18 protein-coding genes are annotated in these 23,843 nt (G+C 40.8%); 1 reads left to right on the top strand and 17 read right to left on the bottom strand.

Going from position 1 to position 23,843, the window contains the following annotated elements; genetic code table 11:
* Positions 1-2: 2 nt before the first annotated feature.
* The 16 genes from ruvA to BUW93_RS15190 form a co-directional block, all read right to left on the bottom strand.
* Positions 3-584: a Holliday junction branch migration protein RuvA gene (gene ruvA / locus BUW93_RS01960; protein ID WP_081208677.1), complete on the bottom strand. Its 582-nt coding sequence runs from the start codon at positions 582-584 to the stop codon at positions 3-5.
* Between the two features lie 85 nt (positions 585-669).
* A complete protein-coding gene (locus BUW93_RS01955) occupies positions 670-2,964 on the bottom strand; it encodes an NADP-dependent malic enzyme (protein WP_081208675.1) in 2,295 nt (764 codons plus the stop codon).
* 87 nt (positions 2,965-3,051) lie between these two features.
* Positions 3,052-3,702, bottom strand: coding sequence for a PAQR family membrane homeostasis protein TrhA (gene trhA, locus BUW93_RS01950; protein ID WP_081208673.1), 651 nt, complete (start codon positions 3,700-3,702; stop codon positions 3,052-3,054).
* A 117-nt stretch (positions 3,703-3,819) separates the two neighbouring features.
* Positions 3,820-4,428, bottom strand: coding sequence for a hypothetical protein (locus BUW93_RS01945; RefSeq protein ID WP_081208671.1), 609 nt, complete (start codon positions 4,426-4,428; stop codon positions 3,820-3,822).
* Positions 4,412-4,903: an RNA polymerase sigma factor gene (locus BUW93_RS01940; protein ID WP_081208669.1), complete on the bottom strand. Its 492-nt coding sequence runs from the start codon at positions 4,901-4,903 to the stop codon at positions 4,412-4,414. The genes BUW93_RS01945 and BUW93_RS01940 overlap by 17 nt, the downstream gene beginning before the upstream one ends.
* A 102-nt stretch (positions 4,904-5,005) precedes the next feature.
* Positions 5,006-5,932 (bottom strand): tRNA epoxyqueuosine(34) reductase QueG, encoded by a 927-nt coding sequence (gene queG / locus BUW93_RS01935; RefSeq protein WP_110688255.1) that lies wholly within the window; start codon positions 5,930-5,932, stop codon positions 5,006-5,008.
* 2 nt (positions 5,933-5,934) lie between these two features.
* Positions 5,935-7,260 (bottom strand): cytochrome P450, encoded by a 1,326-nt coding sequence (locus BUW93_RS01930; RefSeq protein ID WP_081208665.1) that lies wholly within the window; start codon positions 7,258-7,260, stop codon positions 5,935-5,937.
* A gap of 42 nt (positions 7,261-7,302) precedes the next feature.
* Positions 7,303-8,325 (bottom strand): Holliday junction branch migration DNA helicase RuvB, encoded by a 1,023-nt coding sequence (gene ruvB, locus BUW93_RS01925; RefSeq protein WP_081208663.1) that lies wholly within the window; start codon positions 8,323-8,325, stop codon positions 7,303-7,305.
* Between the two features lie 164 nt (positions 8,326-8,489).
* Entirely contained in the window at positions 8,490-10,310 is a 1,821-nt protein-coding gene (locus BUW93_RS01920; protein ID WP_081208661.1) for a cytochrome c oxidase subunit I, read from the bottom strand.
* 30 nt (positions 10,311-10,340) lie between these two features.
* Positions 10,341-11,402: a cytochrome c oxidase subunit II gene (locus BUW93_RS01915; RefSeq protein ID WP_081208659.1), complete on the bottom strand. Its 1,062-nt coding sequence runs from the start codon at positions 11,400-11,402 to the stop codon at positions 10,341-10,343.
* 34 nt (positions 11,403-11,436) lie between these two features.
* Positions 11,437-12,798 (bottom strand): quinol:cytochrome C oxidoreductase, encoded by a 1,362-nt coding sequence (locus BUW93_RS01910; RefSeq protein ID WP_081208657.1) that lies wholly within the window; start codon positions 12,796-12,798, stop codon positions 11,437-11,439.
* Positions 12,799-12,824: 26 nt separating this feature from the next.
* Positions 12,825-13,505, bottom strand: coding sequence for a c-type cytochrome (locus BUW93_RS01905; protein ID WP_081208655.1), 681 nt, complete (start codon positions 13,503-13,505; stop codon positions 12,825-12,827).
* Between the two features lie 5 nt (positions 13,506-13,510).
* Positions 13,511-14,038, bottom strand: coding sequence for a DUF3341 domain-containing protein (locus tag BUW93_RS01900; RefSeq protein ID WP_081208649.1), 528 nt, complete (start codon positions 14,036-14,038; stop codon positions 13,511-13,513).
* A gap of 5 nt (positions 14,039-14,043) precedes the next feature.
* Positions 14,044-15,852, bottom strand: coding sequence for an NrfD/PsrC family molybdoenzyme membrane anchor subunit (gene nrfD, locus BUW93_RS01895; protein ID WP_081208647.1), 1,809 nt, complete (start codon positions 15,850-15,852; stop codon positions 14,044-14,046).
* A 37-nt stretch (positions 15,853-15,889) separates the two neighbouring features.
* Positions 15,890-18,970 (bottom strand): TAT-variant-translocated molybdopterin oxidoreductase, encoded by a 3,081-nt coding sequence (locus tag BUW93_RS01890; protein WP_081208645.1) that lies wholly within the window; start codon positions 18,968-18,970, stop codon positions 15,890-15,892.
* 53 nt (positions 18,971-19,023) lie between these two features.
* Positions 19,024-20,373 (bottom strand): cytochrome c3 family protein, encoded by a 1,350-nt coding sequence (locus tag BUW93_RS15190; protein WP_081208643.1) that lies wholly within the window; start codon positions 20,371-20,373, stop codon positions 19,024-19,026.
* A 219-nt stretch (positions 20,374-20,592) separates the two neighbouring features.
* Between BUW93_RS15190 and BUW93_RS01880 the strand changes: the two genes are divergently transcribed.
* Positions 20,593-20,982 carry an SPOR domain-containing protein gene (locus tag BUW93_RS01880; protein ID WP_081208641.1) on the top strand — a complete coding sequence of 130 codons (390 nt, stop codon included), beginning with the start codon at positions 20,593-20,595 and terminating at the stop codon, positions 20,980-20,982.
* Between the two features lie 67 nt (positions 20,983-21,049).
* On the opposite strand, the gene infB is transcribed toward BUW93_RS01880, so the two are convergent.
* Positions 21,050-23,821 carry a translation initiation factor IF-2 gene (gene infB, locus BUW93_RS01875; protein WP_081208639.1) on the bottom strand — a complete coding sequence of 924 codons (2,772 nt, stop codon included), beginning with the start codon at positions 23,819-23,821 and terminating at the stop codon, positions 21,050-21,052.
* Positions 23,822-23,843 lie beyond the last annotated feature (22 nt).

Raw genomic sequence — 23,843 nt, 5'->3', positions numbered from 1 at the left:
TATTACAGGTTTTTAAGCGCCAGTTTTATAAGAGACTCTACAGTAGGGCTGGGAGATTCCTTTAAAATCTTGTCAATAACTTTCCCTGCTTGCTTTCGGGCAAAGCCCAGGGTTTCTAAAGCTGATAACGCTTCTTCTTTAATTGTATTGTCCTGAGAGACAAAAACTTCATCTCCACCCTGCACTTTCAGGATCTTGTCTTTCAGGTCCAAAATGACCCGTTGAGCCGTTTTGGCGCCAATGCCTTTTACACTCTGAATTGTTGCTACATCGGCGGTGGCTATGGCATCCCTCACCTGACCAGGTTCCAGCGAAGACAACATTGTTCTTGCTGTACTGGTACCCACTCCCGAAACCGAGATCAACAACCGGAAAACTTCACGTTCATATTTGTCACTAAATCCATACAGGGTATGAGAATCTTCCTTTACCTGCAAATGGGTATAAAGATGGACAGCTTCCGCATCAGAAAGTTTAGAAAAAGTATTTAACGATATATTTAAAAAATAACCAACGCCCTGACAGTCTACAACCACATGCGTGGGATATTTTTCGATCAATTGCCCCTTTAAATGATGAATCATATATCAATTCAAGCTTAGAGATCAAATGTAGTAAAATTAACTTAAGCCTGAAACGCTTATTTTACGGGCTTCTTCATCAAAATTCCTACAAATTTTCTTTTTGTTTCTTTCTTTCTTTTTCCTGTGCATCCACCACGGCAACAGCAGCCATATTCACCATTTCCTCTACGCTCGCCCCCAATTGAAGGATGTGTACCGGTTTTTTCATCCCCATCATTATAGGTCCAATAGAATCGGCTTTGTTCAACTCTTTAAGCATTTTATAATTACTATTCGCTGAATCGAGGTTAGGGAAGATTAAAGTATTTACCTTTTTCCCGGCCAGTTTAGAAAACGGAAATTTACTCTGAAGCATCTCCTTGTTAAGAGCAAAATCTGTTTGTAGCTCTCCATCAACTTTTAATTCTGGTTGCCAGCGGTGAAGATAGGACACTGCCTCTTTCACCTTATAAGCATGCGGATCTTTGGAAGACCCAAAATTCGCATATGAAATCATGGCAATTACCGGTTCAAGTCCAAAAAGCTTTACGGTACGGGCAGTCATCTGGGCAATTTTAGCCAGGTCTTTTGCGGGCGGGTCAATATTAATGGAGGTATCACTTATAAACAATGGCCCACGAGAGGTGTTCATTAGGTTAATTGCTGCCACCCTACTCACTCCTTTTGCCATTCCAATAAGTTCAAGCATTGGTTTTACCACTGTAGGGTAGGCCCTGGAATACCCCGACAGCAAGGCATCGGCATCTCCAGTATTGACCATCATCGCTGCGAAATAATTACGAAGGCGCATAACATTCTGGGCATCATAAAGGGTTACTCCGCTTCGATTGCGTGTTTTCCAGTAAACTTCAGCATAGGCCTGGCGTTTATCCTCCTGTTCATCAGATTTTGGATCAAGGATTTCAACATCGGCGTCAAAATCTATTTCCTGCATAAGTTCCTGAATAACCTCTCTTCTTCCAAGTAGAATAGGAATACCAATTCCCTCGTCATTTACAATTTGGGCAGCCTTAAGAACATCCAGATGATCAGCTTCAGCAAAAACAATGCGCTTAGGATCCATTTTTGCTCTGTTCATCAATAAGCGCGTGATCTTATTGTCACTTCCCATACGTTCCAGAAGCTCTTCTTCATATTTTTCCCAGTCCTGGATTGGATGCCGCGCACAGCCGCTTTCCATAGCAGCTCGTGCAACTGCCGGCGGGACCTTAGCTATAAGCCTGGGATCAAAAGGTTTGGGGATAATATAATCGGGGCCAAAATTCATACGGGTTTCGCCATAGGCAATGTTCACCTGTTCGGGAACCGGTTCTTTGGCAAGTTCGGCCAGGGCTTTAACCGCAGCCATTTTCATTTCTTCGTTAATCTTGGTTGACCGAACATCGAGGGCACCCCTAAAAATAAAGGGGAATCCCAGTACATTGTTCACCTGGTTAGGATGATCGCTTCGGCCGGTGGCCATTATCAAATCTTTTCTTGTAGAGATAGCCAGGTTATAATCAATCTCGGGATCGGGATTTGCCATAGCGAATACGATAGGCCTTTTCGCCATGCTTTTCAACATTTCGGGAGTTACAATATCGGCAATAGAAAGACCTACGAAAACATCGGCATTTTTCATGGCCTCATCCAGCGTATCGATCTTACGGGAAGTTGCAAATTCGGCTTTTTCTTCGGAAAGGTTTGGCCTGTCTTTCCTAATTACCCCTTTACTGTCTAACATGACAATATTTTCAGGTTTTGCCCCAAAAGCTTTATATAGTTTGGTACAGGAGATTGCAGCAGCCCCGGCACCATTAATAACTATTTTAACCTTCTCCATCTTCTTTTTAGACAACTCCAGGGCATTTAGCAAGGCGGCAGCAGATATAATTGCGGTACCGTGCTGATCATCATGCATCACTGGAATATCAAGCTCTTCCTTCAGGCGTCTTTCAATTTCAAAGGCTTCGGGAGCTTTTATATCTTCAAGGTTAATTCCGCCAAAAGTGGGGGCGATGTTTTTTACAGTTTCAATGAACTTATCTATTTCTTTTGTATCTACCTCAATATCGAAAACATCTATATCGGCAAAGATCTTAAACAGCAAGCCTTTTCCTTCCATAACAGGTTTGGAAGCTTCAGGGCCTATATCACCAAGCCCAAGAACGGCAGTACCATTAGAGATGACGGCTACCAGATTTCCTTTGGTGGTATATTTATATGCGTTTTCTTTATCTTTTTCAATCTCTAAACAGGGTTCTGCCACTCCCGGGGAATAAGCCAGGGACAGATCTCTTTGTGTTGAATATTTTTTGGTGGGAACGACCTGAATTTTTCCAGGTTTTGGTTTAGCGTGATATACCAGGGCTTCACGCCTTTTTCTGGGGTTGCTACTCATAATTGCTCAATTTGGCTATATCTACAAAGTTAGCAAGCTTACAGAAATAAAGACCATAAAACTTGAGGAAATAAGCAAGACTAAATTCTAGCCTAAGACGTAAAAATAAATAGCAATGAAATGACAAAAACTCCCCAGCAAAACGAAGATATGAAAGATAGCATGATTGAATTTTATTTTATCGAGACTAAAGATCACAGCTCCCAACGTATAGGAGATTCCACCGGCCAAAAGCCATAAAAGCCCTGGCAAAGGGAGATTGTCCAGGAGAGGTTTTACCGCAAAAACGATTATCCACCCCATTACCACATACATAATGGTAGAGAGCGTGTTATACCTGCCTGTAAAAAAGAGTTTCAGAATAATTCCTGTAAGAGCCAGTCCCCATACTACCCCAAAAATACTCCAGCCTACAACTCCATTTAAAGTGACTAAAGCAAACGGCGTATAGGTGCCGGCAATAAGTACATAAATTGAGGAATGGTCTACAATATTTAACCGATATCTCCAGGTAGAATCATTTGTGGCGTGATAGAAGGTGGAAGCTGCGTAGAGCAGAATCATACTTGCGCCAAAAATACTAAAACTTACCAGGTGCCTGATGCCCCCCAGCTCGTTTGCCCTTAAAATTAAGAGGATCAATCCAATTACGCTTAATGCGAATCCAAATCCGTGAGAAATTATATTGAATTTCTCTTCTGCCGGGGGATAATAATGACAGGTATTATCTTGCTTCATCACCAAATTTATATTTCTAAAATAACCTGAATTAATTTAAGGAAAAATTGATTAAAATAATTCACCTACATATGAAAACCTCAAAAAATTATTCCTTAAGAGAAATCAAGAATTGAGCTAAGCCTTCATCAGGTCTTCCATATCCTCAATGATGCTTTCTAACCTTGCCAATAACCTCCCGTATACAATTTTTGTCACGAGACGATAAGATAGAATTCCGAGTATCGAAAGAAATACAGCCATTCCTATGATAAGCAGCATTTCCATAGTAAAATCGAGCTCTTTAAATTTTGCGAACACTTTGGTACCTCGAAAGAACATCCAGTAGGCCGGAAGGGTAACTAAGGGCAAACCTAAACCAATTAACCAGGTTGTATATATTATAATACGTTTCACTTGATTCCTGTATCTTAGGAGATAATTATAGGTATTATCTTTAATATCCAGGTCTTTAAGGTCGTTCAGCATTTTTTTGTTCAGAAAAAACAAGGCAATAATAAAAACGGCCAGGTATATTCCCAGCATGACTTTACCTATAAAAGCAAACACGCCAAAAATAACAACCGCCATAGGAAGCAGACTTAAATTGTCCTTCTTTGAGGTGTTGCTAATTTGATCAATGATTAGCCCAGATTTTCTTTTGTATAAATTGGAGATCACCGGCAATGAAAGTTTTTCTTCTGCTTTAAAACCTTTTTTCCAAATATTTTCAATAGATCTTTCCATCAAGTAATTTTTTAAGTTGTTTTTTAATACGAGTGATTCTCACTCCAATGTTATTTGGCGTGGTTCCAATAATAGATGCAATTTCCTTGTAGGATTTCTCTTCCAAATAAAGTAAAATAATAGCCCTGTCCAGTTCCGAAAGTTGACGTATCGCTTTGTACAAAAGTTCTAAAGATTCATCCTGAAAAGGATTTTCATTAGCAGGTAGGTTATGTATTTTTTTATAATCTGTAGTCCCTACCTGTTTTCTTTTTCTCTTTTTCAAAAGGCTCATACACACATTGAGGGAAATTCTGTAAATCCATGTAGACCATTTGGATTCTTCTTTAAAATTTTTCCGGCTATTCCAGATTTGCAGACATACCTCCTGATAATAATCCTGAAAATCTTCTTCCGTATCGGTATAAGCCCTGCAGATTTTAATAATAATTCCGGCATAAGGCAGGATAAATTCGGTGTAGAAATCTTTGCTCAAAATTGTCTTTACCTGTTTAGTGACGAAAATCCTGTTTTATTACAGTACAATAAAAAATTATGATTTTTATAGTCTGCTTATGTCTTGAAGTAACCAGAAGTTCTATTTCTTTAAGAAATCGATATTTCTCTTCAAACCTTCAAATTTGGTCCTCTTCACCGCAGATTTTCTAAAGATCTCATTAAAGGTTTCCCGGGTAATCTCTTCCCAGTCTTTTTTATCATTTTCCAGTAAATCGGGATGGGGATTAAACAAGGGTTCATTATGAGGTTTAGAAAAACGGTTCCAGGGACAAACATCCTGGCAGATATCACAGCCAAACATCCAGTCTTCAAACTGGCCTTCAAAAGAATTCGGAAGCTCATCCTTCAACTCAATAGTAAAATAGGAAATACATTTACTGCCATCAACTTTATAAGGTTCTACAATGGCATCGGTGGGGCAGGCATCTATGCAGGCGGTACAGCTTCCGCAGTGATCGGTAACAGGGGTATCGTATTCCAGGTCAAGGTCTACAATTAATTCTGCGATAAAATAAAACGAACCGGTTTGTTTAGAGAGTAAATTGGAATGCTTTCCAATCCAGCCGAGCCCGCTTTTAGCCGCCCAGGCTTTATCCAGCACCGGCGCCGAATCGACAAAAGCACGTCCTTCTATTTCCCCAATTTCCCTCTGCATAAATTGCATCAGATCTTTAAGCTTATCCTTGATCACAAAATGGTAATCCCGGCCATAAGCGTATTTGCTGATTTTATAGGAATCCTGATTTTGAATTTGATGTGGATAATAATTCAGCAATAACGAAATCACCGACTTAGAACCTTCTACAAGTTTGGTGGGATCAAGACGTTTATCGAAATGATTTTCCATATACTTCATCTCGCCGTGCATCCCTTTCTGAAGATAATTCTCCAGGCGAGGAGCTTCTTTTTCGAGAAATTCTGCTTTAGAAATCCCGCAGGAAAGGAAGCCGAGGCGGATAGCTTCGGATTTAATTAATTGTGTGTATTTAGCCTTATTTTCGTACAAAATTATCGAGGTAAAAATTCTAAAATCGCATTTCTGGGTTTTAGCGTAATTAAAGGTTTTATTTCAATTTCAGAAGTTTTAGGGGAAATTTTATAGCGAGAGATCACTTCGGCAATTGCCATTATCATCTCGAACATCGCAAAATTATTACCGATGCATTTTCTTGGTCCGGCACCAAACGGAAAATAATAAGAAGAATGTTTTTTGGCATCCACAAACCTTTCCGGATCAAAAGTTTCTGGCTTTTCCCAGTATTTTTTATGTCGGTGTATCTCAAAACAGGAAAATAGAATACTGGAATTTTTTGGCAGGTTAAATCCGTTAAAATTATCTTCTTCAATATTCACACGATCTATAAAGTATGCCGGCGGGTAAAGACGCATAGATTCTTCTATTACCTGTTGGGTATAACTACAGGATCTTACATACTCCATTAGATCCTGTGATTCTTTTTTAGCAGTTTTCACCTCCTGTAATATTTTCTCCTGTGCATCTGGGTTTCTGGCTAAAAGTTCGCAGGTAAAGCTTAATGCATTTGAGGTGGTCTCGTGCCCTGCCGTGAATAAAATTAAAATTTCATCTATTAACTGTTCCTTCTCCATAGGTTGGCCATCATCGTATCGTGCGTCTAACAACATATCCAATAGATCGCCAAATCGTTTTTTAGACTTCTTGCGCTCTTCTACAATATCTTCCAAAATTTCACGTGCCTCCCGGGTAAGCTTGATGTGTTTCTTTATTTCACCACTCAGTCGAAACCACCATAGCTTAAAAGGCTGACGAAGTTCTTTAACCAGCATTTTTTGTGCTGATTCGGTGATATATTGCAAACGATTTATTTGCTCCTGATTGGCAGCACTGCTGAATAATGACTTTACCACGGTTTGAAAAGCCAAATCATTGAATACAGGAAAAACATCAATTGTTTTATCAGGCTCAATTCTATCAATTTCGGTTTCAATAGCCTCCTGAACAGATTGAAGCAAACCCGAAAGATGTGATTTATGAAATGCCGGTTGTATAAGCTTCCGCTGTTTCGCCCAATGCTCCCCGTTAGAAGTTAAAAGCCCTTTCCCAACATATTTTGCTAAATCCCTGGTTTGAATGCTAGACTTTTGATAATTCTTCTGATTTTTTTGAAGTACATATTCAGCAAAGGCGGCATCCCTGGAAAATATTATCTTTTTCCCAAACCCAAGATGAATTTGGAAGACATCGCCGTACTTTTCAAAGTTCTCTTTATGAAATGGTAAGGGGTTTTTAAGAATTTTACCCGCATTTCTCAGAAACCGAAACATGGAAACTGTAGGTATAATTTTTTCTGCCATAAATCCCAAATTATATTGCTGCAGTATGGAAGTCCGGAAAAATTAAAAAAGACCTCCCTGGATATCTCCCTTCACTTTTCCTAGGTGTTTATAAGCAGCTTCGGTAACTTCACGGCCCCGGGGCGTGCGATAAATGAAGCCCTGCTGAATTAAAAAAGGTTCGTAAACCTCTTCAATTGTATCAGCACTTTCGCTTACCGCAGTGGCGAGCGTGGTAATACCAACTGGTCCCCCTTTAAATTTATCTATAATAGTTTCCAGGATCTTATTATCCATTTCATCAAGACCATGGGTGTCAACATTAAGGGCTTTGAGACCATATTTAGCGATCTCCATATCTATTTTTCCATTGCCTTTAATTTGAGCAAAATCCCGCACCCTTCTCAGTAATGCATTTGCAATACGCGGTGTCCCCCGACTTCTACCTGCGATTTCTATAGCTGAATCCAGGCTAATTGGAACTTTGAGAATATCTGCACTACGTTGTACGATATCTGAAAGCAATTCGGTGGTATAATATTGTAATCTACTGGAAATCCCAAAACGGGCGCGCATTGGAGCTGTAAGAAGCCCTGAACGGGTGGTCGCCCCAACAAGGGTAAAGGGATTCAGATTAATTTGAACCGTTCTCGCATTGGGCCCGGTTTCAATCATAATATCAATCCGGTAGTCTTCCATAGCGGAATAAAGATATTCTTCCACTACGGGACTAAGCCGGTGAATTTCATCTATAAAAAGGATATCCCTTTCGTCAAGATTGGTGAGAAGGCCGGCAAGATCTCCGGGTTTATCCAGAACAGGGCCCGAAGTTACTTTTATTCCCACTCCTAACTCGTTTGCCAGGATATGGGCTAAAGTTGTTTTACCTAAACCGGGAGGCCCGTGAAAGAGGGTATGGTCTAAAGCTTCGTCTCTTTGGTTTGCCGCTTCTACAAATACCTTAAGATTTTCCAGAACCTGATCCTGGCCTGCAAAATCGTCAAATTCCAGGGGCCGCAAAGCCCGTTCTATATCAACTTCTTCGGGAGAAAAGTTTTCTCCGCTGGGATCCAGGTTTTCATTCATGGTCTTGCTCTCAAAATAGGTTCTTGAGCAAAGATAAGTAAAAGAGGATTCCTATTCTGATCGAAACCAGATTCTGAAATAAATTTCCAGGTTTAAAACAACTGCCACAAAAAAAGCCGTTTGATTGAATCTCAAACGGCTTAATGTTTTTCTGTAAGTTGATCTTAGTGATTCAATTCCTCTTCATTTTCCTGAAGCGGAACATTTTGTGGAACAAAATCCTGTCCTTTTATAACATATTCCCCGTCTTCATTAGTCTTACTATAGTCGTAAGGCCAACGATAAACAGATGGAATTTCTCCCGGCCAGTTTCCGTGGATGTGTTCTACCGGAGTAGTCCATTCCAGGGTAGTCGCATTCCATGGGTTTTGTGTTGCTTTTCTTCCGTAGAAAATGGAAGCAAAGAAATTCCAAAGGAATACCACCTGTACAGCAGCAGTGATAAGCGCAAATACGGTAATGATCACGTTTACATCAGCAAGATCGTCAAAGTATGGGAACGCGGTATTGGTGTAGTAACGTCTTGGCAGTCCTGCCAAACCTATAAAGTGCATCGGGAAGAAAACCCCATAAGCACCAACAGCAGTAACCCAAAAGTGCACATATCCAAGATTTTTATTCATCATACGTCCATACATCTTCGGGAACCAGTGGTATACCCCTGCCAGAAGTCCATAGATAGCAGATATCCCCATTACCAGGTGGAAGTGGGCAATTACGAAATAAGTATCGTGTACGTTAATATCAAGTGTAGAATCCCCCAGGATAATACCTGTTAGACCACCGGTAATGAAGGTAGATACAAAACCGATAGAAAACAGCATTGCCGGGTTCATCTGTAAGTTACCTTTCCATAAGGTCGTAATCCAGTTAAAGGCCTTAACTGCAGAAGGTATGGCGATAAGCAGGGTAGTAAAAGTAAATACCGAACCAAGGAAAGGGTTCATCCCCGATACAAACATATGGTGACCCCATACAATTGTAGAAAGGAATGCAATAGCGAGTATGGAAGCAACCATCGCACGATAACCGAAAATAGGTTTACGGGCGTTAGTAGCCATTACTTCGGAAACAATACCCATTGCAGGTAAGATTACGATATACACTTCGGGGTGACCAAGAAACCAAAAAAGGTGTTCAAATAATACAGGTGACCCACCCTGGTGACTTAAAACCTCTCCCGAGATATAAATATCACTAAGAAAGAACGAAGTCCCGAAACTACGGTCCATAATGAGCAGCAGTGCGGCCGATAACAATACCGGGAAGGAAACAACCCCAATAATAGCCGTCACGAAAAATGCCCAGATTGTAAGTGGAAGTCTGGTCATAGACATTCCTTTAGTCCTAAGGTTAAGTACAGTCACGATATAGTTAAGAGAACCTAACAGGGAAGAGGCAATAAAAATAGCCAAAGATACCAACCAAAGCGTCATTCCAAGTCCTGATCCACCAATTGCCTGCGGCAAAGCACTAAGGGGTGGATAAATAGTCCAGCCTGCGTTTGCCGGTCCCGATTCAATAAAAAGGGAAGACAACATTATTACGGAAGACAGGAAGAATAACCAGTAGGAAAGCATATTAAGAAATCCTGAGGCCATATCACGAGCTCCAATCTGCAGCGGAATAAGTAGGTTACTAAAAGTACCACTCAATCCGGCAGTTAACACAAAAAATACCATGATGGTCCCATGAATAGTAACCAGGGCAAGGTATATTGATGGCGTCATTACTCCATCTGGAGCCCATTTACCTAAAAGGGCTTCAAAGATTGCGAAAGACTCTTCTGGCCAGGCCAGTTGCATACGGAATAATACAGACATCATAATACCTACGATACCCATTATAATACCTGTGATAAGGTATTGTTTAGAGATCATCTTGTGGTCTGTACTAAAGATATATTTAGTAATGAAAGTTTGTTTATGATGATGTCCATGATCATCATGATGATCGTGAGCCGGTGCTGTTGCTAATGCTGACATATCTTAAAGTATATTCTTTTAATGTTGTTTTTAATTTTCCATGAATTCCCCGAAGGTAGCCTGCTCGCTCAACCATGCGTCGTACTCTTCCTGAGTTTCAACTACTATCTTCATTTGCATATTGTAGTGAGCTTCTCCACAAATCTTATTACAGGCAATAAAATAATCGAATTCATAAGGATCGAGTGGCATTTCTCCTTCTGCCCTTAGTATTTCGCTATTTTCTTTTCGAATTTCATTTATGGTTTGAACTTTATCTACCATATACTCACTATCTCTCATCTCTGCAGTAGTAATGCTTGGTGTAAAGCCAAATTGTGTCACCATTCCGGGCACAACATTCATTTGGGCACGGAAGTGGGGGAAATAGGCAGAATGTAATACATCCTGAGATCTGAATTTAAAAAGAACTGGTTTATTTACCGGCAGGTGTAATTCAGTTGTGATCTTATCATCATCTCCATAAGGGTCACTTTCATCAAGACCAACATTGTTTCTCCCTTCAATAAACCTCACGTTTGCTTTCCCAAGGGTATTGTCTTCTCCCGCATAACGAGCCTGCCAGCTGAATTGTTTTGCATAAATTTCAATAACTATTGGGTCACTGTCCTCATCGATATTCATAATATCAGACCAGGTAAATAATCCATAAATAATTAAACCTGCGAGGGTGATTACCGGGATAATAGTCCAGATGAATTCCAGTTTATCATTATCGGCAAAGAACAATGCCTTATTTCCTTTTTTTCCCTGGTATTTATAAGCGAACCAATGAAGTAGCGCCTGGGTTAACACCTGTACTATCATAATGATAGCGATTGAAATAAACATTAGCGTATCTACCTGGCTACCATGCTCTGATGCAGCTTCGGGAAGATAAAGCTTACTCCATTTCCAGAAGCTATAGGCCATCCCAACGTACAAAAAGATCATAAACCAAAGCATATACCTGGCTTGCTTCCTGTTGTCGTTATCGTTGGCAATTTGTGTTGAATCTGCACCCGGCCCCTTGGATAGTTCAAAAATCTTGGATAATTGCCATCCGGTTACGGCAAGAAGTGCTAGTGCAATTATTACTAAGAATACGGTCATTTTACAATTTCTTCTTTAAATAATCAATCTTTTATTAATAATGAAAGTGTTCACTTTCTTTGATGAACGGGTTTCTTTTAGCCAGCAACGGAGCTTTGGTTAGTGCTCTGAAAACCACAAAAATAAACAATCCTGCAAATAATAAAACTGCACTTATTTCAGGAAGGCCTATAAACCATGATTCACCAACTGTAGCAGGCATTATCATTACAAATACATTCAGGTAATGCCCAACCAGAATTACAATTCCTGTTAAGACTACAAACCAGTTAACACGTTTATAGTCGCTATTCATCAACATTAATAACGGGAAAATAAAATTAAGTGCCACCATTCCAAAAAACGGCAGTGAATAATTTTCAATTCGGCTTATAAAGTATACAACTTCTTCAGGGATATTGGAGTACCAGATAAGCATGAATTGGGAGAACCATAAATAAGTCCAGAAAATACTAATTCCGAACATAAATTTGGCCAAATCATGGATATGACTATTGTTTACAAAAGGAAGGTATCCCCTTGATTTTAGATAAATGCTTATTAGCGCGATAACAGTGATTCCTGAAACAAACAGGCTTGCAAACACATACCATCCAAATAAAGTACTAAACCAGTGTGGATCAAGGCTCATTATCCAGTCCCAGGACATCATAGATTCAGAAACAATGAAGAACACGAGGAAACCAGCAGCCAGTTTAAAGTTTTTCTTAAAGTAATGGTTATCTGAAGCCTCATCAAGCCTTCTTGAATTTCTAACCAGAAAATGCCTGAAGATAAACCAACCTCCAAGGTAAATAGCCGCCCTAATTAAGAAAAATGGTACATTAAGGTAACTTGATTTATTCCTGATTATGGCATCCTCTGCTACAACTTCTGGATCCATCCAGATAAAGAGATGGTTTACATGCATTCCAGAAAGCACTAACAGGACAAAAAGAATTATCCCACCTGGAACCAGGTAGGCGGTAATAGCCTCCATAACCCTAAATAATACAGGAGACCACCCGGCCTGAGCAGCATACTGTACGGCGTAAAAAGCCAGCACTCCCAGGGAGATCATAAAGAAAAAGAAAGCTGCGACATAAACAGCAGCCCAGGGTTTGTTTTGTAATTGGTGTAAAGTATGCTCCAAATGCTCGTCATCGTGAGATGCGGCTCCCTTTTCGCCGTGGGTGGCAGCTTCATCCTCCAATAACATATCATGTTCTGCTTTTGCAAAATCGGCTTCCACCATGGTGCTTTCTGCAGGTTCTGCATGGTGTTCTTCCGCAGCCAACATTTCCCTAACATCATCAAGGTCTGATGGTGCTTGCAGAAATCCTATAACGAGACCTATGGCACCAACAATTACAAAAATAATTGCTGTTAACTTTAATTTACTGGATAGCGTGTACATATTTATAGATCTAAATGCTTTATTTCTTAATTATTGCTTTCTTCTTCTGTAAGCACAGTGCCTTCTCCAACATTCTCCTGCGCAGCCTGTACATCGGGATCGTTTGGACTTACTGTAGGTCCAACTTCTTCATATTCTCTTTCCGGGTTTCCTTCCAACTGGTTTTTAAGGCTCATCACGTAATGAGTAATCTGCCAGCGCTCTTTTTCATCGGTTTGAGATGCGTAAGAGCCCATGGAGTTAAGGCCATAATAGATAACGTGATACACACTACCTTCAGTAATTGCTCTTCCTACATCATCATATGAAGGAACTCCAAGTATTTTTTCTCTTTCAGCGAGAATCCCCTGTCCATCACCTTCATCCCCGTGGCAAACAGCACAATAAATGGTATATAATTCTTTTCCTTCGGTTAGATTCTCCTCGGTATAAGGCAACGGATTTTTAAGCTCAGCTTTAGCCTGTGCACTACCGTCGGGAGTATTCTCATAATCGTATGGCTTCCACCCACGGGCTACCGTACCTTCTACGGGTTCCATAGCAGATTGACCACCGGGAAAAATATCGTATTCGCCATAAGACTCATATCCTACCGGCTCATACATATCTGGCATAAATTGGTAGTTAGGTCGGTTACTATCGGCACAGGATGCCACTAAACCGGCCAGAAGAAACAATACTATAGATTTATGGAAAAAACTTCTCATTTTGTCTATTTATTATCAATTATTTTAATTTCTGACGCCCCGGTTTTATAAAGAAAATCCGAAAGATCATCAACATTAAGATCAGCTGCATCAACTTCCATAAGGAACTTATCGTCGGTTGTTCTTACATCAGGATTTTCTGCTGCTTTAAAAGGCCATAATTTACTCCTCATATAAAAAGTAATCACCATAAGGTGAGCAGCAAAAAATACCGTTAGTTCAAACATTATGGGTACAAATGCCGGCATATTCTGAAGAAAGCTAAAGCTAGGCTTACCTCCAATATCCTGTGGCCAGTCTTCTATCATTATAAAATTCATCATTAAGATAGAAACAACAAGTCCAACTACCCCGTAAAGAAAAGAGGTAATGGCCAATCTGGTTGGGGCCAGTCCCATTGCCTTATCCAAACCGTGAACGGGAAATGGAGTATAAATTTCACCAATATGATAACGGGCTTCACGAACCTGCTTTACGGCCAGAAGAAGCACATCGTCGTCATTATAAATAGCGTGTATAACTTTTGATGCCATCTTAATTACTTGTTTTTTAGTTTAACTGCCTGTGCGACCCAGTCTTCTCTTTGAGCAGCATTCGGGAAATTTTCTATTACTTCATCCAGCAATTCGAAATCGTCCTGAGTTAAATTACTCACCTGAACAAAGGTGTAAATTCCCACCTGATGCAAACGCTGTTCAAGGAAAGGTCCTACGGCTTTTAATTTCTGAAGATCATCTGCCGTCTGGGTGTCTGGATTAAAGGTTCCAATTCTTTCCAGCATAGCATCAATCCTGTCGCGTACAACATCTGAAATAACAAGACCCTCAACATTTACAGTTTCATTATGAGAATCATCCTCTTTTGTAACCTCATAGTCTTCAGTATCCTGGACCTTTTTATGAACTCCTTCTTCAGTATTTGAAACAGGCTCTCTCACGATTGGGTCATAATGTTTAACATCATCCCCATGCTCGGCTCTTAATTTCTTATATTTTTCTCCTGAAGCCTTCAGAATTGTTTTTACTTCAGCCTGAGCGATCACAGGGAAAGAACGGGCATAAAGCAGGAACAACACAAAGAAGAATCCTATAGTACCAATAAAAATCCCTATATCTACAAAAGTTGGAGAAAACATTGTCCAGGAAGAAGGTAGGTAATCACGGTGAAGCGAGGTAACAATAATTACAAAACGTTCAAACCACATCCCTATATTTACAACAATGGAGATAAAGAAAGAGAACATAATACTTGTTCTTAGTTTCTTAAACCACATAAACTGGGGCGAGAACACATTACAGGTCATCATCGCCCAATATGCCCAGGCATAAGGACCGGTAGCCCTGTTAAGGAATGCATACTGCTCATATTCCACACCAGAATACCATGCGATAACCAGCTCGGTGATGTAGGCAACACCCACAATAGAACCGGTGATCATTATCACGATATTCATCAACTCTATATGCTGTATGGTAATATAATTTTCAAGGTTAGACACCTTTCTCATAATAATAAGCAAGGTATTTACCATTGCAAACCCAGAGAATATCGCTCCGGCGACAAAGTAAGGAGGAAAGATAGTAGTGTGCCATCCGGGGATTACCGAGGTTGCAAAGTCAAAAGATACAATGGTGTGTACCGAAAGTACAAGAGGAGTTGCCAAACCGGCAAGCACCAGAGATACTTCCTCGAAACGCTGCCAGTCTTTTGCACGTCCACTCCAACCAAAACTTAATATCCCGTAGATTCTTTTATTAAAAGGGGTAATTGCACGATCACGTATCATCGCGAAGTCGGGGAGTAAGCCTGTCCACCAAAAAACAAGTGACACCGATAAATAAGTGGAGATCGCAAATACGTCCCAAAGCAATGGCGAATTAAAGTTCACCCAAAGCGATCCGAATTGGTTAGGGATTGGAAGTACCCAATAAGCCAACCATGGGCGTCCCATGTGAATTAAAGGGAACAAACCGGCCTGCATAACAGAAAAAATAGTCATCGCCTCCGCAGAGCGGTTAATAGCCATTCTCCATTTCTGACGGAAAAGCAAGAGTACTGCCGAAATAAGTGTCCCGGCGTGACCAATACCTACCCACCATACAAAGTTGGTAATATCCCAGGCCCAACCCACGGTTTTATTAAGACCCCAGGTTCCAATTCCTGTAGCAATAGTATAGATAATACTACCTACACCCCAAAGAAAGGCGATAAGTGCAATAGAAAATACAATCCACCAGGTTTTATTAGCCCTTCCCTCAACCGGTGCGGCTACATCCACTGTAATATCGTGGTAGCTCTTATCCCCGGTAACTAAAGGCTTTCGTATAGGTGCTTCGTAATGAGACATATCCTTTTTAAATTGATTTCTTTAATAGTTGATTTTATTAAGCTTCTGTGGTATTCCTGATTTTTGTCTGGTACATCACATTTGGCTTAGTACCCACGTATTCCAATAAATGATACATCCTCGCATCTTCTTTCTTCTCCCTGATCACTGCTCCATCATTGTTAATATCGCCAAAAGTCATCGCTCCTTTATCACAGGCAGCTGAACACGCAGTATAGAATTCTCCATCTTCTATCTCACGGCCTTCACGTTTTGCATCAAGGATTGTTTTTTGTGTTATTTGAATACACATAGAACATTTTTCCATTACCCCTCTGGAACGAACAGTAACATCTGGATTAAGCACCATACGGCCTAAGTCATTGTTCATATTATAATCAAATTCATCGTTCTTAGAATAATCAAACCAGTTAAAACGACGTACTTTATAAGGACAGTTGTTAGCACAATAACGAGTACCTACACAACGGTTATAAATCATTTGATTCTGCCCCTGGCGACCATGCGAAGTGGCAGCTACAGGACAAACAGTTTCACAGGGTGCGTGGTTACAATGCTGACACATTACCGGCTGGAATACCACCTGAGGATTATCTGCAGGCTCTTCCATTTCCTTAAATTCTGAAAGCGAACTTCCGAGGCCAGATATATTATTTTTCTTCTCAAGATCATCTCTAAAGTTATCTTCAGAAGAATAATAACGGTCAATTCTCAACCAGTGCATATCACGTGATCTCCTTACCTCGCTTTTCCCTACAACTGGCACATTATTCTCTGCATGGCAGGCAATTACACAAGCCCCACAGCCAGTACAGGCATTTAGGTCTATTGATAGATTAAAGTGGTGCCCCACACTTCTATCAAAGCCTTCCCACATATCTACTTCGGGTGAGGTTACAGGTTTTTCAACGTGATCCAGCGACACCTCCGGAACTTTATTCCAAACATGCGCATCTTTTGTATTGAAGATCTCAAGAGTAGTTTCCTTTATGATATCTCCTCTCCCCATTAGGGTATTATGCAACTGTACAGACGCAAACTCGTGCATACCAGGTGCTTTCTCTAGACTGATACTCTGTACAGAACTAAAATCTTTATAAAGCGGATAAGCATTTACACCTACCTGCATTTCTTGCTGAATAGCTTCCTTTTTACCATATCCAAGCGCTAATCCCACAGAACCTTTAGCCTGACCCGGTTGAATCATTACCGGAACATTATTAACGATAGTATCATCCAATTTGATGTTCACATAACTTCCGTTGAGTGCACCGTTAGAAACATGCTCGTTAATCAAACCAAGCTCCTCTGCATCCGCTTTAGAAATAGTAAGATAGTTATCCCAGGAAGCTCTGGTTATTGGATCTGGCATTTCCTGCAACCATGGGTTATTGGCCTGCTGACCATCTCCAAGGGCAGTGTTGGTAAAGAGACTGAGCTCAAGCCCATTACCTTCTTCAGCATTAGCCAGGTTTCTGGCTGCTGAAGAAACATTTATGTTTGTAGCTTCTCCAGCTGTTTGAGTTTCCACTGAAACCGGAGAAGTTGCTTTAAAGGTTCCATCATGCAATGCATCGTTCCAGGATTTATCCCCGAAACCACCAGCCCAGGTTTCCTTTAAATATTCATAATAAGATTGATCTTTATCACTCCAGCGAAGCAAACAATCCTGAAATTGACGAGTGTCAAACAAAGGTTTTATTGTTGGTTGCATTAAGCTGAAATCCTGTTCGGTGTACTGGATATCTCCCCAGCTCTCCAGGTAATGAGGCACAGCGGCAACATATTTAGAAAGTAGCGCTGTCTCATCGGGTTTTAAGCTGAAAGAAACGCTTACCGGGGTATTTTCTAATGCTTCGGCAAATTCCTTTTGATCAGGTAAACTATAAGCAGGGTTTACACCAGCCATAAGCAGGGCTCCCACACTTCCGTTTTTCATATTTTGTACAAGCTCTTTAACAGCCTGTGCATTCCCCTGGCGAATCATTCTTGGATTAGCAACATCCATAACTTCGCTACCAAGAGCTTCATTAATTGCGAGTACAATAGCCTGGGCATCGTCATCAGGAATACCTGAAACTACTACTGAAGCACTTCCCGCTTTTCTTAACTGACGTGCGGCTTTCACAACGGCATCATCTATTGCATCAGGAAGATTGCTGGTAGAAGACCCACCTGCAATATAACCGTAAAGAGCAGCCAGTACAGCTTTTTGCTGAGAAGGCTTAACAGGAACACGCTTATCGGCATTTGCTCCGGATAGCGTCATATTAGCCTCAAACTGAATATGCCGGGACATTTTACCATTTTCAGGAAGACGTCCTTTAGCATAGCCTGCATCATAACCACCACCCTGCCAGTCACCAAGAAAATCGGCGCCTACAGAAACAATGGTTTCAGCTTTAGAAAAATCGTAATTTGGTAAGGCACGCTTTCCATATTTAGCCTGAAATGCATTAAGAGCAGCATCTTCAGATACGGTATCATATACTACGTGACGTACATTAGGATATTTTGAAGAAAATTCTTCAATAAGTTTTGCAGTAGAAGGACTGGCGAAAGTTTGCGTTAACAACACAATTTCTCCATTTACATTTTCCAGTTCAGCTTTCACCTCGCGGTCAAACTCTTCCCAGGAAACATTTCTTCCTTCTATCATAGGGCGCTTAACGCGCTTGGTATCATATAACGACAACACAGAAGCATGAACACGCGCATTCACGCCACTCTTAGCTACTGACAGGTCATTATTCTCAATCTTAATAGGTCTTCCCTCGCGGGTTTTCACTAAAACGCTGGCAAAATCAAAACCATCGGCGATGGTAGAAGCGTAATAGTTAGCCACTCCAGGAACAATACGCTCAGGCTGCACCACGTAAGGAATAGACTTAACAACAGGTCCTTCACAAGCAGCCAGGGAAGCGGCTGCGGTACTAAACCCAACATATTTAAGGAAATCCCTACGTGAAGTCTTTGAACTCTCAAGAGAATCTTTATCTCCTAAAAATTCATCAACGGGAATTTCTTCTGTAAATTCTTTTTGTTGGAGCGTCTCAACAACAGAGCTATTTTCATTTAGCTCTTCAACACTTTTCCAGTATTTTTTGTTTGATGACATATATATCTAAATATTAACTTCGAAATTAAACCCCGCATGGCGGGAATATATTTTTAATAGTGACACTTGGCACATTCAAGACCACCCATTTGAGCAACGGTCAACTCCTCTACCCCGTACTTCTTAGATAATTCCTCATGAATTTTCTCATAATACTCGTTGCCTTCCATTTTAACTTTAGTATCGCGATGACAATTCACACACCACCCCATGGTAAGAGGTGCATCCTGATAAACCACCTCCATCTCCTGGATTGGACCATGACATGTTTGACACTGCACCCCACCCACACTTACATGTTGAGAGTGGTTAAAGTAAGCAAAGTCTGGAAGATTATGAATTCTCACCCACTTAACTGGCTGAGTTTCTCCGGAATAAGACTGTGTAGAAGGATCCCAGCCAACGGCATCGTACAGTTTTGCAATCTCGCCATCATAAAAATCTTTAGAATGTTCTGCAGTTGCAGTTTCGGGAGCAACTTCAGAAATAGTCTTATGGCAATTCATACAAACATTTAAGGAAGGAATTCCCGCCTGTTTGGAAGTCCTGGCAGAAGAATGACAATATTTACAATCAATCTCGTTATCGCCAGCATGAATTTTATGAGAATAGTGAATTGGCTGAATTGGTTGATAGCTTTGATCTACACCCACCTGCATAAACCAACCGTAAGCAAAATATCCTACTGCAAGCAACACAACTATCGAGGTTACCAGAAGCAGGAATTGATTTTCAATAAAGGCTTTCCACAGCGGCTTTCTTTTAGTTTTTTCAGGAACTACAACTCCAGAAGCTTCAGCAAAATTCTTAAGGGTTTTATTAACAAGAAACAGAACCACAAGAAGCATCACTAGAACAAAAACCAGAATTGCAAGAATCACATTTACAGAAACGCCACTCTGTGCACCTCCGGATTCCTGCCCTGCACCCTCGGCAGCAACAGCAGCTGCTGGCTCAGGCTTTGGCTGTTCCACGTAAGCCAGAATATCATTTACTTCGGTTTCGCTCAACTGCGGAAAACCAGGCATAGGAGTATTGTTGTACTCTTCAAAGATTGCAACGGCCTCCTCATCACCACTGGCGATAAGATCTGCACTGTTTTCAATCCACTGATACAACCACTGCATATCCCGTTTTTCGGTAACTCCATGAAGCGCGGGCCCAATAGATTCAGAATAAGGTTTATGACAGGCAGCACAAAGGGAATTAAATAAGGATTTCCCATTCGCAGGATCACCCAATCCAGAAGCCGCAGCTTCATCTACCTGTTCCTCCTGTACTTCAGCATCGGCGCTTTGCTCAGCCTCCTCCTGAGACCAACTCAGGAAAGTACACGAAATAAAAAAAGCTACACTTAAGAGCCACAATCGCGAAGTTGAATTTCGGTATTTCACCTTTTTCATATTATAAAGTTGAATTAAGGTCTAAATTTTGGCACGGTATTTTAACGCAAAATAACAAATAAAATGAGTTCGCACCCTTAATTTGGTGGACAAAAGTAATACTTAAAGTGGAGTTGAGGAATGTTACATTCGTGTTAACACTTAATTTATAATAGTTCTAAATAATAAAACACACTGCTTTCTGTTATTTAATTTTACTTTTGTTCTAAATAAATAAATATGAGAAATTTAAATCTTAAATCTATACTTTCGGCTTGCATTTTCGCGGGGATTTCCTTCCCCGGAATCCAGGCTCAGGAGAGTTCAGTTAATTTGAGCCAGGATCAGAAAATTGAAACTTTATTGGAATTAAAAGCCGAAATGACCAGAGATAATGAAATTGGAGATCGCTATAAAATCCAATTATTCTATGGGGATAACGGCAAGGCCAATGAGGTGATAAAAGAATACCGAAGTAAATACTCTTACCCCTCTTTAATCGCTTATGAAGCTCCTAATTATAAGGTATGGGTGGGAAACTTTAGAAACAGGCTGGCAGCCGACCGGGCCCTTATGGAGATTAAAGAAACCTTCCCCTCTGCATTTATTCCAAAACCACGCAGACGCTAGCAAATATTAACACATAAAAAAAGCTGTTTCGATAAACGAAACAGCTTTTTTTATGGTTTACTCCAGGTTACTTTAATTTCTTCTTCACCTCAACTTCACGGAATGCTTCAATTACATCTCCTTCTTTAATATCGTTGTAGTTTTTCACCTGCATACCGCAATCGTATCCTTTGGAAACTTCCTTAACATCTTCTTTGAAACGTTTTAGAGAAGCAAGCTCACCCGTAAAAATTACAACACCTTCACGGATAATTCTGATTCCAGAATTTCTATATATTTTACCAGAGGTAACCATACAACCGGCAATTGTTCCAATTTTAGAGATCTTGAAAGTTTCACGTATCTCTGCAGTACCTGTTATCTCTTCTTTCAGTTCCGGAGAAAGCATTCCCTCCATCGCATCCTTAAGATCATTGATCGCATCATAAATGATGGAATAGGTTCTGATATCGATTTCCTCTTTATCAGCTACCTGTCTGGCGTTACCGGCAGGCCTTACATTAAACCCAATTATAACCGCATCAGATGCTGAAGCTAATAGCACATCACTTTCTGTAATAGCACCTACTCCTTTATGGATAATATTTACCTGAATTTCTTCAGTAGAAAGTTTAAGGAAGCTATCGGTAAGCGCCTCAACAGATCCATCAACATCTCCTTTAAGGATAATATTAAGTTCTTTGAATTCTCCAAGAGCAATTCGACGTCCAATTTCATCAAGGGTAATATGACGTTGCGTTCTTACTGTTTGTTCACGTTGCAACTGAGTTCGCTTGGCAGCGATATCTTTAGCTTCTCGTTCATCGGTCATCACCTTGAACTTATCACCGGCCTGCGGCGCTCCATCGAGACCTAATATAGACACGGGGGTAGAAGGTCCTGCTTCTTTAACCTCGTGACCACGCTCATCGTGCATTGCCTTAATTTTACCACTATGTCTTCCGGCAAGAACATAGTCTCCAATTTTTAGAGTACCTGTTTGAACCAGGATTGTGGATACATATCCTCTACCTTTATCCAGGTAGGCTTCCACGACCGTTCCGGTTGCAATTTTATCAGGGTTAGCTTTTAATTCTAGTATTTCGGCTTCCAGAAGTACTTTTTCAAGCAATTCTTCAACTCCGGCTCCTGTTTTAGCTGAAATATCATGGGACTGCACTTTACCTCCCCAATCTTCAACCAACAGGTTCATTGCAGCTAATTTCTCTTTAATTTTTTCAGGGTTTGCCGTAGGAAGATCAGATTTATTTATGGCAAAAACGATGGGAACTCCCGCCGCCTGAGCGTGTGAAATAGCCTCCTTAGTTTGTGGCATTACATCATCATCTGCAGCGATCACAATAATAGCAATATCTGTTACCTGTGCACCACGAGCACGCATCGCCGTAAAGGCTTCGTGACCGGGTGTATCAAGGAACGTCATTCTCTCACCATTCTTAAGCTCTACGCTATAGGCCCCAATATGCTGAGTAATACCTCCACTTTCACCAGCGATCACATTCTCTTTACGAATGTAATCCAGCAAAGAGGTTTTCCCGTGGTCCACGTGACCCATAACGGTCACGATAGGCGCTCGGTCTTCAAGATCTTCCGGATTTTCAACCACTTCTTCGGTAGTCTCCTCGATATCGGCAGTTACGAAATCTACTTCATAACCAAATTCATCGGCTACAATAGAAAGTGTCTCCGCATCAAGACGCTGGTTCATGGTCACCATCATTCCAAGAGACATACAAGCCGAGATCACCTTCGTTACAGGCACATCCATCATGGTGGCAACTTCACTTACGGTTACAAACTCTGTAACTTTTAGAACTTTGCTATCGGTTTCTTGTTGTGCCAGATCGTCTTCTGATCGTTGACGGTGTTGATCCCTTTTATCTCTACGATATTTGGCTCCTTTTCCTTTTCCAGATTTACCCTGAAGCTTTTCAAGAGTTTCACGTACCTGCTTTTGTACTTCCTCCTCGCTAGGTTCTTCTTTTGCAATTGGCCTTGCGCGTTTACGTCCTGCAGCGCCTCCTCCTTTTCTACCAGTTTGACCTGGAGCTCCGGGTTTAGCATCCTTACTTATTCGACGACGACGCTTTTTACGCTTGTCTTTCTTATCGTCTTCAGCTTTTTTATCGTCTTTTTTCTTTTCGGGCTTTTTAAATTGGGAAAGGTCGATTTTCTCTCCAGTAAAATTAGGTCCGTTAAGTTTGGTGTATTTTGTCCTAATTGTAGAATTTTCTTCTTCAGGTTTGGCCGGTGTTTCCTTAGCAGGTTCTTTAGGTTTTTCTTCAGCGGCAGGTTTAGATTCCTGAGCAGGCTTGGGCTGGGCTTCCTCTTTCTTCTCTTCTGCTTTTTGAGTCGCAGGTTTCTCTACCTCTTTTTTCTCTACTTTTTCTTCTTTCTCTTCCTCTTTCTTACCGGTGGGCTCTTCGGGCTTAGCAGGTTCTTCTTTTTTAGGAGCTTCCTCTTTCTTATCAAGGTCTATTTTACCAACCTTTTTAGGTCCGGCCAGCTTAGTTTTAGATGAAATTACCTCTTCCTTTTCCTGTTCTTTCTCCCTGGCTTCTTCAAGCTTGCGCTTTTCTTCCTGCTCTTTTTCGCGGGCTATACGCAGCTCTTCTTTTTCTTTACGCTTTTCTTCACCGACCTCTTTTGAAGCTACTTTCTTGCTTTTATCGGTTTCGAATTCATCAGACAGCACCTGATAAATTTCAGGGGAGATCTTAGTAGTAGGACGCGCTTCAATATCGTGACCTTTGGAATTAAGAAATTCCACAGCCCGGTCTAACGAAATATTGAATTCACGTAAAACTTTGTTTAATCGCATTGTTTTTGCTTCAGCCATAAATTGCCCTCTAAATTAACCT

Source organism: Salegentibacter sediminis (assembly GCF_002078605.1).
GTDB classification, from domain to species: Bacteria; Bacteroidota; Bacteroidia; order Flavobacteriales; family Flavobacteriaceae; genus Salegentibacter; species Salegentibacter sediminis.
The sequence above is the reverse complement of the archived record's forward strand: the minus strand, read 5'-3'. Positions and strand labels throughout refer to the sequence as shown.

Bases quoted from the DNA above. Each gene is read 5' to 3' on its own strand.
- ruvA (WP_081208677.1), bottom strand. From the start codon at position 584: ATGATTCATCATTTAAAGGGGCAATTGATCGAAAAATATCCCACGCAT.
- BUW93_RS01955 (WP_081208675.1), bottom strand. From the start codon at position 2,964: ATGAGTAGCAACCCCAGAAAAAGGCGTGAAGCCCTGGTATATCACGCT.
- trhA (WP_081208673.1), bottom strand. From the start codon at position 3,702: ATGAAGCAAGATAATACCTGTCATTATTATCCCCCGGCAGAAGAGAAA.
- BUW93_RS01945 (WP_081208671.1), bottom strand. From the start codon at position 4,428: ATGGAAAGATCTATTGAAAATATTTGGAAAAAAGGTTTTAAAGCAGAA.
- BUW93_RS01930 (WP_081208665.1), bottom strand. From the start codon at position 7,260: ATGGCAGAAAAAATTATACCTACAGTTTCCATGTTTCGGTTTCTGAGA.
- ruvB (WP_081208663.1), bottom strand. From the start codon at position 8,325: ATGAATGAAAACCTGGATCCCAGCGGAGAAAACTTTTCTCCCGAAGAA.
- BUW93_RS01920 (WP_081208661.1), bottom strand. From the start codon at position 10,310: ATGTCAGCATTAGCAACAGCACCGGCTCACGATCATCATGATGATCAT.
- BUW93_RS01915 (WP_081208659.1), bottom strand. From the start codon at position 11,402: ATGACCGTATTCTTAGTAATAATTGCACTAGCACTTCTTGCCGTAACC.
- BUW93_RS01910 (WP_081208657.1), bottom strand. From the start codon at position 12,798: ATGTACACGCTATCCAGTAAATTAAAGTTAACAGCAATTATTTTTGTA.
- BUW93_RS01905 (WP_081208655.1), bottom strand. From the start codon at position 13,505: ATGAGAAGTTTTTTCCATAAATCTATAGTATTGTTTCTTCTGGCCGGT.
- BUW93_RS01900 (WP_081208649.1), bottom strand. From the start codon at position 14,038: ATGGCATCAAAAGTTATACACGCTATTTATAATGACGACGATGTGCTT.
- nrfD (WP_081208647.1), bottom strand. From the start codon at position 15,852: ATGTCTCATTACGAAGCACCTATACGAAAGCCTTTAGTTACCGGGGAT.
- BUW93_RS01890 (WP_081208645.1), bottom strand. From the start codon at position 18,970: ATGTCATCAAACAAAAAATACTGGAAAAGTGTTGAAGAGCTAAATGAA.
- BUW93_RS15190 (WP_081208643.1), bottom strand. From the start codon at position 20,373: ATGAAAAAGGTGAAATACCGAAATTCAACTTCGCGATTGTGGCTCTTA.
- BUW93_RS01880 (WP_081208641.1), top strand. From the start codon at position 20,593: ATGAGAAATTTAAATCTTAAATCTATACTTTCGGCTTGCATTTTCGCG.
- infB (WP_081208639.1), bottom strand. From the start codon at position 23,821: ATGGCTGAAGCAAAAACAATGCGATTAAACAAAGTTTTACGTGAATTC.